Here is a 12,787-nt window from a genome sequence, read left to right on the forward strand (position 1 = left end):
GGATCATCGGCCGTATGGGCACGAAAAGCGCGCCGCGGCGCCTTCCCCGGCACCCGGCGTCCAGCCTGGCGGAACGATGGACCACGGTCGACGGCATCGACGTGTTCTACCGGGAGTCGCCGAGCCCGCCGGACGCCCCGGCGATGATGCACGTCCACGGTTTCGGCCTGTCCGGCCGGTATCTGCTGCCCACCGCCGAGCGGCTCGCGGGAGATTTCCACACGCTCGTGCCGGACCTCCCCGGCTTCGGCCGAAGCGGCAAGGCTCCCAACAGTCTCGACATCCCCGACCTCGCGCACGCCGCCGCGCGCTTCCTCGACGAGCGCGGCATCGAGAAGGTCACCCTGGTGGGCAACTCGATGGGATGTCCCGTGATTCTGGAGTTCGCCCACCACTACCCGGACCGGCTCGACCGCGCGATCCTCGTCTCCCCGGCGGGCGGTCTGTACAACCAGCCGCTCCGCCGTGCCGTCGGGCAGCTGACCCGGGATGGCGGGCGCGAGCCGGCGCGCATGATGCGGGTGGCGACCCCGGACTATCTCCGCTTCGGCGTACCGAGCACGTTCAAGATGTTCGGCGCCCTCACCCAGTACCCGTCGCTGGACCGGCTGCTCGAGCTGCACATCCCGACCCTGGTGGTGCTCGGCGACCGTGACCCGCTGATGCCGCACCCCGACCGCGTGCAGGAGATCGCCGCCCAAACGGACAATCACTTGTTGCTGGTCCGGATCGAGGGCGCAGCGCATGCGATCAACTTCAGCCACCCGGGCGAACTGGCCCACATCATCCGGCTGTTCATGGCCGACCAGCCGATCGTCGACGACCCGGACTCGCCCGGCCACGCGAGCCTGTACGAGATCCACCGGGGAGCGCACCTCCCACCGCGCGGCTAGGCGGAATCGCCGCCGCAGATCGTCTCGCGGATCCACCCATCCGTTTCGCTCAGCGGGAGCTCGCCCGACCGGATCAGGCGGACGAAGTCGATGGCGTGATCGGTCAGGCGACCATCTGCCGTATCAGGCGCATCCCGGCCGACGTGGATGGACAGCCAGCGGGTCGGGCTAGGGCCGACCCGTGCGGCCACGGCGACGATTCCGGCGAAATGGCGCGCCTGGCCCTCGGTCCCGTCATCGACGTGGTCACGGAAGCCGCGGCCGCGGATGCGGTTCGCGCCACCGCGACCGGCGTCGAGGAACCACAGCGGCCCACGCCGGACCCCTGCCACCTCGTGCCCGAGTTCGCGAAGGAACCGGCTCGTCGAGGTGGTGTCGTCGGCGGCGAGGCGCGCGCAAGCCTCCGCCAGCCGGCCGCACGCGTCCGAGCTCACTCCGCCCTCCCGCGCACGAGCGCCTCAGCGCCCGCCTGCCACCACACGCCGGCGGCCGGCCCGCCGTTGCAGCTTCCGTCGCTGACGCCGGGGTGCTTGACCCAGAGCAGCGCATCCAGCTTGCCGTCGGCGTTCTCGGTCACGCGCGGGTCCTGACCCAGCGCTGCACCGGGCGGATTGCACCAGTCGCCCGTCCAGCCCTTTCCGTTGCGGGAGATGTCGATCACGTAGTGCTTCCAGCCGACCTTCGAGGAGAGGCGCCCGGCGTAGTCGCGCTCGTTCTGGGTCGTGTCGAAGTTCGACACGTTCGTGAAGAAGCCGTGCGCATCCTGCACCCCTGCCTGCTTCAGCCACGCGGCTTGGTCCGCAGCGGACAGCCAGCGGCCATTGCCGCCGTCGAGATACGTGGCCACCCCGGCGGATTCGAGGATGCGCACCGACGACCGCAGCAGCGGCAACCGGACCTCGGCCGAGCCGGCGCATTTCGGGTCGGACAGCATGGCGAGCGAGTCCGGCTCCAGCAGCACGACGGCGTGGCTGCCCTTCAGGGTGGATGCCATGCTCTGGATCCAGGGCACGTACTGATCGGCCGCCAGACCGCCCTTTGAGTACCCGCCGCAGTCGCGATTCGGGATGGCGTACGCGACGAACACGGGCGTCGCCTTCTGCGCCTTCGCGTCGGCGATGTCATTGCGGAGTTCGGTCGTCAACCGGGCGCCCTGGAACCATTCGCCGAGCCAGACCGCCGTCGGCACCTCGGCGATACGGCCGGCGAACGACGCGGCTGCAGGGTCGCCGTCGGCGCTGAGGCGCTTCTCGGCAGCAGCGGCCTCGGTGTTCGGGTCGAGGTAGAGGCGCGTGGAGGCGAACGCCGGCGCCTGGGGGCCGGTGGTCGGCGTGGAGGTCGCGGCCGGACCGTCGGTCGCGGTGGTTCCGCCCGGAGCCGTCCGCGCGGGCGTCGAGCCTGGCACGGCGAACGCGAGCGCGACGCCGGCGGCCAGCAGCACGGCCGCCACGACGGCGACGGTGAGTACGACCGGTCTGCGCATCCGTCCCCCTCCGGACTCGTTCGGAAAGCACACCCTAACAGCGCACGGTGGACGGCATCCATGTCGCCCGGATTGGGGTACAGATCCGTGTCCTCCAAACGACCCACAGACCGTTCTTTCTGGCTATGCTCGCGGATGTCACACCCGAGTTACTGTCTTGAGCCTCGCGACGCCGACCCGAAACCCGGCCCGCGGGAGAACCCGAACGCGCAAAAGGACGTATCGTGCACACCACTTCCTACAACCCTGCCCACGACAAGGCCCAGCTGCTCGCGCGGCGCCATGAGCGCGACCTGCACTGGGCCAAGGAGCGCCGCCGCCAGCACGAGCGGGAAGCCGCAGAGGCCCGCGCAACGCTGGCGGCCCGACCGCTCCGCCTCGCGCGGACCGCGCTGTGGACCGGCGGCTCGCTCCTCGCGGTCACGGCCGCCGCGTGGGCCGTCGCGCTCCTGACGGTCGCGCCGTCGTGGAGTGCCGCGGTCGACGGTGCGGGGGCCGGTGTGGCTCTCGCGGTCGTGATCGCGGTCGGGATCGCCCTGGGCCGCATCCGTGCCCGTCGGACCGCTGCACGTGCGCTCCTCCGCAGCCGCGGCGACCGCCTGTCGCACACGCAGTACCACATCCACGAGAGCGTGCACTCGTTCATCGACGCGCGCGTGGATGTGGTCAACACGCGGGCGTCGGTCTCGGCCTAAGCGCCGCCGGAGGCAGGTCCGCCCGCGGCCATCACCGACCGGGGAGCGTGTTGAGCGCCTGCGACCGGGCCTCCAGGAGTTCCGCGTAGGTTCCGTCCCGTTCCGCCCAGCGGAGGCGCCGGGCGGCCTGGACCACGATCTCGTTCGGCGTCGGATCCTGGCTGAGGAGGTCGACGACCTCGTCGAGGAAAGCGTCGAGCGGAAGGGCGGCAGGGTTCACCTTCTCCTGACCCGCCGTCGCGACAGCCGGTGGGATGAGCTCGGTGACGGTGACCCCGGTGCCGGCGAGCTGCGCTCGGAGCGCCTCCGTGTAGGCGTGGACGCCCGCCTTGGAGGCTCCGTACGTCGGCATCAGCGGGAACGGCAGGAATCCGATCCCCGAGGTGACGGTGATGATCTCCGCCCCGCCACGAGCGACCAGGTGCGGCGTGAAGGCGTCGACAGTCCGGATCGTGCCGAGCAGGTTGACGGCGATGGTCGTCTCCGCAGCCTCGGCGTGCGCCGGGTCGCGGAGGTCTTCCATCAGCATGACGCCCGACATGGTGACGACCACGTCCAGGTCCGGATGGGCGCCGAGCACGACATCCCGAGCCCGGGCCACCGAGTCGGCGTCGGTGACATCGATCGTGACCGTTTCGAGGTCGTCGACCGTGCTCGCGTCGCGTCCGCCGACGATGACGGTGCTTCCCGCGGCGGCGAAACGCCGTGCCAGGCCGAGCCCGATTCCGGAGGTGCCTCCGACGATCAGTACGGTGCGATTGTTCAGCTCCATGGTTCCTCTTCCTCCCGTTCGATGACGGGTCGCTGCAATGCTCGCGCCACCTGCGCGGGTCAGGCAGTTCCCCGATGATCCGGGGAGTGACAGGACCCCCTCACATCGACGGAGCGCTCGGTATCGTCGAATGCATGGATGATGCGGCTCGGCCGAACGCGCTCGGGGAGTACCTGCGGGCCAGACGCGGGCTGGTCTCCCCGGAGCGGGTGGGTCTCCCGAACGGTCCACACCGCCGGGTTCCCGGGCTGCGGCGCGAGGAGGTCGCGCTCCTCGCGGGAATCAGCGTCGACTACTACCTGAGGCTCGAACGCGGGCGGGACGACAATCCGTCCCTGCAGGTGCTCGAGGCCCTCGCGCGCGTGCTGCACCTGGATGAGGTCGAAGCGGCCTACCTGTTCAGCCTCGCCGGACCTCGCCCCCGCGTTCGGCGTAGTCCGCGCAGCGATGGCGTGCCGGCGCGACTCCACCATCTGCTCGCGGCTCTCGACGTGCCCGCCTTCATCGAGAGCAGATACTTCGACGTGCTCGCAGCGAATTCGCTCGCAGTCGCGTTCTCGCCCCGCCTCGTGCCGGGAGAGAACCGGTTGCGGTCGCTGCTGCTCGATCCGGAAGAGCGCGAGTTCCAGGCCGACTGGGAGGCCGCAGTGGTCTCGTTCGTCGCTGCGGCGCGGCAGACGTTCGGTGCGGACGCGAGCGACCCGCGCGCGGTGGAGCTGATCGGCGAACTGTCGATCGCCAGCGCCCGGTTCCGCACACTCTGGGCACGTCACGACGTGCGGGCGCTCGACGGCGGAAGGGCCACCATTTCTCATCCGGTCGTCGGGACGCTCGACCTGTATCGAGAAAAGCTGCCCGTGGACGACGTCATCCTGGTGATCTACTACCCCCACGAGAACAGCGACGCCGCCGAGAAGCTTCGGCTGCTCGCGACCTGGGCCGCCCGAGCGCCCGAAGTCGGTTGAGCCGCGATGTTTCTATAATCGAACACGTGCCCCCGACCGACGACGCAGACCCCACCGCCGCGCAGCCCACCGCCGCCCAGACGCCCCCGCTGCAGACGCTGTCGCGGGGCATCCGGATGCTGGAGCTGCTGGCCGACGCTGGCGAACCGCTGACCATCCCGGTGATCGCCTCCCGGCTGGCCCTCCACCGCTCGATCGCCTACCGCATCCTGCGCACCCTGGAGGATCACGGGCTCGTCGTGCGGGATGCGGCCGGGGCCGTGGAACTCGGCCCGCGGATGGCGACGCTCGCCCGGGCGGTGTCGCGCGACCTGCAGTCGGCTGCGCTGCCGCAGCTCACCGCCCTCGCCAACGAGTTGAGCATGACGGCGTTCCTCGCCGTGCTCGACCGGCACGACGTGGTGACGCTCGTGACGGTGGAGCCGTCGCATGCGCACGCAACGGTGGCCCAGCGTCCGGGCACCCGGCACCCTCTCGCATCGGGCGCGCCGGGGATCGCGATCCAGACCGCGCTGACCGAGGCGCAGTGGCGGGCGCTCCCCGGGGAGCATCCGCGCGACGAGGCGGCGGCTGCGCGCGAACGCGGATACGCGACCAGCCACGACGAGGTCATCGCGGGGCTCGCGTCCATCGCCGTCCCAGTGCAGGCTGCCGGGCAGCCTGTCGCCGCGCTCGCCGTCGTCTACGTCACGAACGACGTGGATGCGGAGGCGATCGGCGCGCGCCTGCGCCAGGCGGCCGCGGCCATTGAGGGCGAGCTGCGGTGACGGTTCAGCCTTCCGGCGAGGTCGTGGCGGCATTCGCGGGTGGGGTGCCGATCGAGCGGCTCGCCGGTGGACGCGGCGTCACCTGGCGGGCCGGGTCGGTGGTCCTCCGCCCGGCCGAGGAGCTCGGCGAGACGGAGTGGGCCTCCGATGTCCTCAGCCGGCTGGAGCGCTCGGCCCAGTTCGCCGTCCCGGAGCCGTTGCGCGACGACCGGGGATCGTGGACGCGGGACGGCTGGCACGCCCAGCGGTGGGTCCCAGGGACAGCGGATCCGTCGCGAGTGGATGACGTGGTGCGTGCCGGAGAGGCGTTCCACCAGGCGATGGCTCACGTTCCGAAGCCCGACTTCCTGGAGCGCCGAGACCACCCGTGGGCCCGCGCCGACCGAATCGCCTGGGGTGAGGAGGAGGCGCCGCGGGATGCGCTCCTCGACCGTCTGCGCGCGGCGTACCGCCCGGTGCACCTGCCCGACCAGCTCATCCACGGCGACGTGCTCGGCAACGTCCTGTTCGCCGACGACCGACCGCCCGTTGTCATCGACTGGGCGCCCTACTGGCGTCCACCGGCCTACGCGAGCGCCATCGCCGTCGCCGATGCAGTGTGCTGGCACGGCTACCCGCTCGATCGTCTCGCTTCCGACCACGACATCCCGGACTGGAGGCAACTCCTCGTGCGGGCTCTGGTCTTCCGGATGGCGACCCTTCACCTGCTCGGTGCCTGGTCGGACGACATGACCCGTCGCCATGCGCCCGTCGTGCAGGCAGTGCTGGCTCTCGAGGTGCCTGGTCGGCCCTAACCGGAGCGGAGGCCTCCGCGCGCGACGAAATCGCGGTGCAGCGCGGTCTGCGACAGCGCCGAGAGCAGGGTGAAGCCGGCCAGCGCATCCCAGCCGCCGGTCCAGGTCAGGCCGCTCGCGATCTCCCACACGGTGCCACCGGGATGCGCGGCGACCTCGCGCGCTCGCCGCAGGTGGTGTTCGCGCAGAGTCGCGCAGCGCTCGGCGAGGCCGTCGAACGGCTGCTCATGCCCGGGAAGGGCCCGGCCGTCGAGCGCGCTGATCCGCTCCAGTCCGGCGAGGTAGTCCTCGATCGGATTCGTCGCCGATGGTCCGCCGAGACCGAGGCCGGAATTGATGGTCGGCAGTACATGGTCGCCCGTGAAGACGAGGCCTGCGTCCTCGTCGTGCAGGCAGAGGTGGCCGGGCGTGTGGCCGGGCGTCCACAGCACGCGGATGCGGCGACCGGGCACGTCGAGAAGTTGGCCGTCGGCCAGCACGGCATCCGGCTGTGGGATGGCCGGACCGATCGGTGCAGACGCCACCACACTGAGTTCCGCCCGCCGGTCGGCCGGAACGCCCCACGCGTCCAGATCCGGCGACGGCAGGCCGTGCGCGATCGTCTCGAGGGCCTGCGCCTCGCGCGCGTGCATCAGCACGGGCGCACCGGTCGCCCCACGTAGGGCGGCCGCCCCGCCCGCATGGTCGGCGTGGAGGTGCGTCACCACGATCGAAGCGACGTCGCGGGGCGTGCGGCCGAGCGCATCCACCGCATTCAGGAGTCTTCCGGTGGCCTCGTCGGTCGGCGAGCCCGGGTCCACGACCAGTAGCCGCCCGCCGTCATCCTCCACCAGGTACGCCAGGCTGTACGGCAGGCCGCCACCGGGCATCGGGATGCGCACCGCGTGCACGCCGTCGGCGATTGTCTCGAAGAGGCCCACGCCCACAGGCTAAACCGCCAGCAGCCGAGCCGCGCGAGCGGGTCAGCCGGCCAGTGTTCGCGTACTCAGGATCGGAGCGAAGAACGCGGCGAGCTCGTCCGTCGCGGTCAGCGGCAGCACTGCCGACACGTACTGGTCGGGTCGTACCACGACGATCGCGCCGTCGCGGTCGATGCCGCGCGCCGCGAAGATGTCGCCGGCCGGGTCGGAGGCGTAGACCTTCTCGTAGTCGATCAGTCCGAACGGGCCCACCCGCGGCAGGAACAGTTCGGGCACGGCGCCGAGGTCGACGGAGGCGTGGTCCTGCTGGTAGATCGCCTTCACGTCGAACCACGCGTCGGGATCGCCGCCGGTCGGGGTCGCTGCCAGCGGAGACTCGGGGGAGGTCGACATCCACTGGGCGAGGTCCGCTACAGCCGACGGCTGACCCGCGGCCGCGCCGTCGGCGAAGACGTAGAGGCGCCACCGGCCGTCGGCCCGGGCATGGTGCCCTAGCTGCACGGGGTTGCCGTCGCAGACCCGCGCGACGGGCGCCGACTTGAAGCGCTTTCCGATCGGGAAACCGGTGGCGAGTTCCTGATGCGCAGCCTCGCCGACGATGAGCGACGGGGAGTATTGCGTCATGAAGCCGGCGGGGAACTCGGCGGTGCGGACGTAGAAGTCCTCCAGCTCCGACGGGCTGTCGAACTCCTCCGGCTTCTTCGCCATCAGCGTCGACCACTCCTTGTCGAAGTCGATGAGGTTCTTGGCGACGACCTGCCGTTCGGCCGAGTAGGTCGCCAGCAGCGACTCGGGCGAGCGGCCGTCCAGCACATGGCCGAGCTTCCACCCGATGTTGAAGCCGTCCTGCATCGAGACGTTCATGCCCTGGCCCGCCTTGGCGCTGTGCGTGTGGCAGGCGTCGCCGGTGATGAAGACGCGCGGCGTGCGCATCCCCAGTTCGTGCGGCAGGACGTCGTCGAAGCGGTCGGTGAGGCGGTGGCCGACCTCGTAGACGCTGTGCCAGGCGACGTTGCGCACGTCGAGCGTGTACGGGTGCAGGATGGCGTTCGCGCGCTCGATGATCTGCTCGATCGTGGTCTGCCGGACGGCGCCCTTGTCCTCCGGTGAGACCTCGCCGAGGTCCACGTACATCCGGAACAGGTACCCGCCTTCGCGCGGGATCAGCAGGATGTTGCCCGCCTCCGACTGGATCGAGCACTTCGTGCGGATGTCGGGGAAGTCCGTGACGGCGAGCGCATCCATGACCCCCCAGGCGTGGTTGGCCTGGTCGCCGGCGAGGTGGCAGCCGATCGCCTCGCGGACCTTGCTGCGGGCGCCGTCGGCGCCGACTACGTACTTGGCGCGCACGACCCGCGCGGCGCCTTCATCAGGGCCGGCGGTCCGCCGGAGGGTGACGGCGACGGGATGCTCGCCCTCGCCGACCTCGAGCCCCACGAATTCGTAGCCGTAGTCGGGCGTCATCCGTGACGGCGAGTTCGCCATGACTTCGGCGAAGTAGTCGAGCACGCGCGCCTGGTTGACGATGAGGTGCGGGAACTCGCTGACCCCGGTCGGGTCGTCGACCGGGCGGCCGGTGCGGACGATGCGGGAGGGGTCGGCGGCATCCGGCTTCCAGAACGCCATCTCGGTGATGCGGTACGCCTCGGCGATGATCCGCTCGGCGAAGCCGAACGCCTGGAACGTCTCGACGCTGCGGGCCTGGATGCCGTCCGCCTGTCCGATCGCGAGCCGGCCGGGCCGCCGCTCGACGATGCGCGTGACGACGTTGGGGAACTGCGCCAGTTGCGCTGCGGCGATCATGCCGGCCGGGCCGGTGCCGACGATGAGCACATCGACTTCGTCGGGCAGCTCGGCGGCGCGGTCGATCCCGGCGCCGGCGGGCTCGTGGATGCGCGGATCGCCGGAGACGTAGCCGTGGTGGTGGAACTGCACGGGGTCCTCACTTCGTTGTGGGTCGTTCATTATGCGAACACTACGTTCGCATATCGCTCTCCATCGTAGCTGATCGGACATTCCAGTGCGCCCGCGTCATGATCCGCGACCCACCGAGTCTCTGAGAGTTATGGCCGTCATCACCTCGCTAGGTATCCGTCGCACGGCGGGTCGTCTGCTCCTGCACGTGGCCCTCAGCGCCAATCTGCTGGTCCAAGTGTTTCTTGTCATGCTCGGCGTGGCCCTACTCATCGACGCGGACGAGCAGAAGACGGTTGAGCTGCTGGCGGACTGGTGTGGATTCGCGCTCCTCTACGTGATCGCGGTCTCCGTCGCCGTCAACCGGATCGCGCGCCGGCCCCGCACACACTCACCACAGCAGCCGCCGAGAGTGTACGTGAGCTGGCTGGCCCAGTTCGTCGGCGCCGCATCGACCGTCATCGCCAGCGTGTGCGGGATCGCCGGCGCCATCCAGGTCATCGTCGTGTACGACGACGTCCACCGTGACGTCTTCACCGACGTCGTGGGAACCTTCGCAATGCTGCTTTCGTGGCTCATGCTGAACTGGGGCTACGCACAGTTCTACTTTCGGCGCCACTGCCGGGCGCAACAGCCGGTGGTGGAGTTTCCTGGGGGCGCGACCCCGCGCCTCAGTGACTTCGTGTACTTCGCCTTCACGGTGGGCACCTCGTTCGCGACCTCCGACGCCCAGATCCTGTCGCCGACGCTGCGTTGGTCGGTGAGCAAGCACTCCATCCTCAGCTTCTTCTACAACGGCGCCATCATCGTGCTCGCGCTCAACACGCTGACCGGTGCGGCGTAGCTTTCCGCAATAGAAGGCTTCTGGACGGGAACGGTGCCGCACCATAGGGGAATGTCGGAGTTCAGCACAGCCCAGGTGCACGCGGGAGAGGCCCGCGATGCCGCTCACGGCGCCCGGGTCACCCCCATCTACCTGACCGCGGGTTTCGAGTTCGACAGCTTCGCCCAGGCGGAGGGACGCTTCGGCGGAGACGAGGCCGGCTACACCTACAGCCGCTCGGGCAACCCGACGACCGCCGCCCTGGAGCGCCGCGTGGCAGCGCTCGAAGGGGGCCGCGAGGCGATCGCCGTCGGCAGCGGGCAGGCCGCCCTGACGGTCGCGCTGCTCGGTCTCGTGCAGGCGGGCGACCACATCCTCTCCGCCCAGAACGTCTATTCGGGCACGCGCGGGCTGTTCGAGAACGGGCTGCGCCGGCTGGGCATCCAGCTCGAGTTCGTCGACGACCCCGCCGACCTGGCGGAATGGCGCCGTCGCATCCGCCCGAACACCCGCGTCCTGTTCGGCGAGTCGATCGCCAACCCGGGGACCGACATCCTCGACATCGCCGGCGTCACGGACGTCGCCCATGAACGCGGCATCCCCTTCGTCGTCGACAACACCCTCGCGACCCCGTACCTGCTCCGTCCAGGCGACCACGGCGCCGACATCGTCGTGCACTCGGCGAGCAAGTACCTCGGCGGCCACGGGTCCACGCTGGGCGGTGTGGTCGTCGACCAGGGCAGCTACGACTGGTCCACCTCGCCGTTCGCCCACCTGACCGGGCCGGACGAGTGGCTGGACGGCGCGAGCTATGTGCAGGTGCACGGGGCTGGGGCCTACACGGCCTTCTCGCGCTCGGTGGTGGCGTCCCTGTTCGGGCCGGTGCTGTCGCCGATGAACGCGTTCCTCATCCAGCAGGGCGTGGAGACGCTGTCGCTGCGGGTGCAGCGGCAGTCCGACACGGCTCTCGCGGTGGCGCGCTGGCTGGAGACCCAGCCCGAGGTCACGCGCGTCGACTATGCGGGGCTGGAGTCCCATCCCTCGCACGCGCTCGCGCAGCGCTACCTTCCCCGCGGGCAGGGTGCTGTGCTCGGCTTCCGGCTCGCCGGCGGTGCCGCCGCAGCCGAGCGCTTCTACGACGCGGTCGAACTGTTCAGCCGCATGACGCACGTCGGCGATGTGCGCTCGCTCATCCTTCACCCCGCCTCGACGACGCACGCGCACCTGCCGGCCGAAGTGCGGGAGGAGACAGGGATCGGCGGCGGGCTGCTCCGCCTCTCGATCGGGCTCGAGGACGCGGACGACCTGATCGCCGACCTCGCCCGGGGGATCGCGGCAGTCGGGGCGGCGGAGGTCACGGTGCCGGATGCGGTGGTGCCGGACGTGACGGCTCCCGTGATCGTCGGCGCGGGACGGTAGGAGGACTCCATGGCACGTCTTCAGCATTTCGGCTGGTTCTTCAGCCGCGGCTTCGGCCCGCAGGGGTGGGGTCGCCCGTACTGGGAGTGGGGCTACGACTGGAAGCGACCCGACCTGTACCAGCAGTCGGCCCGCGAACTCGAGCATGCCGGCCTCGACCTCGTCATCATCGAGGACGCACTCTCCCTCGGCTTCCCCGACACGCTCGACCTCCGCGTGCGCGAGGCGTACGGCGGACCGAAGCACGACCCGCTCATCCTCTCGCCGTACCTCCTGGATGCCACTCGCCACATCGGCATAGCGCCGACCATCAACGCGGGCGCCTACCCTCCGTACGTCGCCGCGCGCCAGTTCGCCAGCCTCCATCACCTGAGCGGGCACCGGTTCGGAGTGAACGTTGTCACGGATGTGGGAAGCGCCCGGCACCTCGGGCTGCCGCAGCTGTCGCATGACGCCGCCTACGATCGCGCGGAGGAGTGGCTCACCGTCATCCGCCGCCTGTGGCACAGCTGGGATGACGACGCCCTCATCGAGGACGCCGCGACCCGGCACTTCGCCGACGGCTCCCGGATCCGTCCGTTCGAGCACGAGGGCGAGTACTTCCGGCTCGCCGGTCCGCTCAACGCTGTGCCGTTCACCGACGGCGACCCCGCCATCGTCTCCCCGGGCGGTTCGCCGCGGGGCATCGCCTTCGCCGGCACGCACTCCGACGTGCAGCTGGCGCTCGCCCCGCTGGATGCGCAGAGCATCCGGGACTACCGGGCGAAGGTGCGCGAGGCGGCCATCGCCGCAGGCCGCAACCCGGACTCGATCAAGGTGCTGTTCGTCTTCAAGCCGGAGGTGGTGTCCAGTGACGAGGAGGCGCGCCGCGTCGTGGAGGCGTCCAAGCATCCCACCGACGAGGAGCTGTACCGGGAGCTGGCCGGGCAGTCGAGCGACCTGGAGACGGACCTGACGACGTTCTCGCTCGATGAGCCGTTCGACGTCTCCGTCTTCGGCGAGCACGTGTCGCAGGGCAGCATCAAGGGGCTTTTCGGCAAGCAGGGTGTCCGCGGGGGTGTCACGTTGCGTGAGCTGGTCGCACCGAAGGTGGTGAAGGGCCGGATCGCAGACCGCGCGGGTTTTGTCGGCACGGCCGAGCAGATCGCGGACTTCATCGAGCAACTGGGGGAGGAGGCCGACAACGACGGCTTCATCTTCTCCGGCGACCTGCACCCGGTGACGCTGCACCGCTACCTCGACGAGCTCGTCCCGGTGCTGCGGCGTCGCGGAATCCTGCGCACCGAGTTCGGGAACGGCGGCATCCGGGGCAACCTGTCCGACTTCTGAGGACGCGGCAGCC

The 12,787-nt window shown here is 70.3% G+C and carries 13 protein-coding genes; 8 read left to right on the forward strand and 5 right to left on the reverse strand.

The features are described 5' to 3' along the window. Positions 1-14 precede the first annotated feature (14 nt). Entirely contained in the window at positions 15-893 is an 879-nt protein-coding gene (locus tag AB7E03_RS14645) for an alpha/beta fold hydrolase (RefSeq protein WP_489942075.1), read from the forward strand. Here the strand turns inward: AB7E03_RS14645 and AB7E03_RS14650 are convergent. Continuing rightward, positions 890-1,327 carry a hypothetical protein gene (locus AB7E03_RS14650; protein ID WP_489942076.1) on the reverse strand — a complete coding sequence of 146 codons (438 nt, stop codon included), beginning with the start codon at positions 1,325-1,327 and terminating at the stop codon, positions 890-892. The genes AB7E03_RS14645 and AB7E03_RS14650 overlap by 4 nt on opposite strands. Beyond that, on the reverse strand, positions 1,324-2,376 hold the full coding sequence (locus AB7E03_RS14655; protein ID WP_489942077.1) for a glycoside hydrolase family 6 protein: 1,053 nt from the start codon (positions 2,374-2,376) through the stop codon (positions 1,324-1,326). Before AB7E03_RS14655 ends, AB7E03_RS14650 begins: the two co-directional genes overlap by 4 nt. 224 nt (positions 2,377-2,600) lie before the next feature. On the opposite strand from AB7E03_RS14655, the gene AB7E03_RS14660 reads away from it, so the two are divergent. Next, the gene (locus AB7E03_RS14660; RefSeq protein WP_489942078.1) at positions 2,601-3,071 is read left to right on the forward strand and encodes a hypothetical protein; all 471 of its coding nucleotides are present in this window, start codon (positions 2,601-2,603) and stop codon (positions 3,069-3,071) included. Between the two features lie 31 nt (positions 3,072-3,102). Here AB7E03_RS14660 and AB7E03_RS14665 read toward each other — a convergent pair whose 3' ends face one another. Further along, positions 3,103-3,843 (reverse strand): SDR family oxidoreductase, encoded by a 741-nt coding sequence (locus tag AB7E03_RS14665; protein ID WP_489942079.1) that lies wholly within the window; start codon positions 3,841-3,843, stop codon positions 3,103-3,105. A 134-nt stretch (positions 3,844-3,977) separates the two neighbouring features. On the opposite strand from AB7E03_RS14665, the gene AB7E03_RS14670 reads away from it, so the two are divergent. The 3 genes from AB7E03_RS14670 to AB7E03_RS14680 all read left to right on the forward strand — a co-directional run bounded on the left by AB7E03_RS14670 (position 3,978) and on the right by AB7E03_RS14680 (position 6,369). Next, a complete protein-coding gene (locus tag AB7E03_RS14670; RefSeq protein ID WP_489942080.1) occupies positions 3,978-4,808 on the forward strand; it encodes a helix-turn-helix domain-containing protein in 831 nt (276 codons plus the stop codon). A 98-nt stretch (positions 4,809-4,906) separates the two neighbouring features. Then, positions 4,907-5,575 (forward strand): IclR family transcriptional regulator, encoded by a 669-nt coding sequence (locus AB7E03_RS14675; protein ID WP_489942921.1) that lies wholly within the window; start codon positions 4,907-4,909, stop codon positions 5,573-5,575. Continuing rightward, positions 5,572-6,369, forward strand: a complete 798-nt coding sequence (locus AB7E03_RS14680) for a hypothetical protein (RefSeq protein ID WP_489942081.1) — start codon at positions 5,572-5,574, stop codon at positions 6,367-6,369. Before AB7E03_RS14675 ends, AB7E03_RS14680 begins: the two co-directional genes overlap by 4 nt. Here AB7E03_RS14680 and AB7E03_RS14685 read toward each other — a convergent pair. After that, complete coding sequence (locus AB7E03_RS14685; RefSeq protein ID WP_489942082.1) at positions 6,366-7,289, reverse strand: MBL fold metallo-hydrolase; 924 nt, start codon at positions 7,287-7,289, stop codon at positions 6,366-6,368. The genes AB7E03_RS14680 and AB7E03_RS14685 overlap by 4 nt on opposite strands. Positions 7,290-7,331: 42 nt before the next feature. Then, positions 7,332-9,224 carry an FAD-binding monooxygenase gene (locus AB7E03_RS14690; protein WP_489942922.1) on the reverse strand — a complete coding sequence of 631 codons (1,893 nt, stop codon included), beginning with the start codon at positions 9,222-9,224 and terminating at the stop codon, positions 7,332-7,334. 130 nt (positions 9,225-9,354) lie between these two features. Here AB7E03_RS14690 and AB7E03_RS14695 point away from each other — a divergent pair, with 130 nt between their 5' ends. Genes AB7E03_RS14695 through AB7E03_RS14705 form a run of 3 tightly spaced genes read left to right on the forward strand, consistent with a single transcriptional unit; the run spans position 9,355 to position 12,774 of the window. Then, positions 9,355-10,047 carry a DUF1345 domain-containing protein gene (locus AB7E03_RS14695; protein WP_489942083.1) on the forward strand — a complete coding sequence of 231 codons (693 nt, stop codon included), beginning with the start codon at positions 9,355-9,357 and terminating at the stop codon, positions 10,045-10,047. A gap of 51 nt (positions 10,048-10,098) precedes the next feature. Then, positions 10,099-11,445: an O-acetylhomoserine aminocarboxypropyltransferase/cysteine synthase family protein gene (locus tag AB7E03_RS14700; protein WP_489942084.1), complete on the forward strand. Its 1,347-nt coding sequence runs from the start codon at positions 10,099-10,101 to the stop codon at positions 11,443-11,445. A 9-nt stretch (positions 11,446-11,454) separates the two neighbouring features. Continuing rightward, positions 11,455-12,774: an NtaA/DmoA family FMN-dependent monooxygenase gene (locus AB7E03_RS14705; protein ID WP_489942085.1), complete on the forward strand. Its 1,320-nt coding sequence runs from the start codon at positions 11,455-11,457 to the stop codon at positions 12,772-12,774. The last annotated feature ends 13 nt before the right edge of the window (positions 12,775-12,787 follow it).

This window comes from Leifsonia sp. RCC_180 (assembly GCF_058138205.1).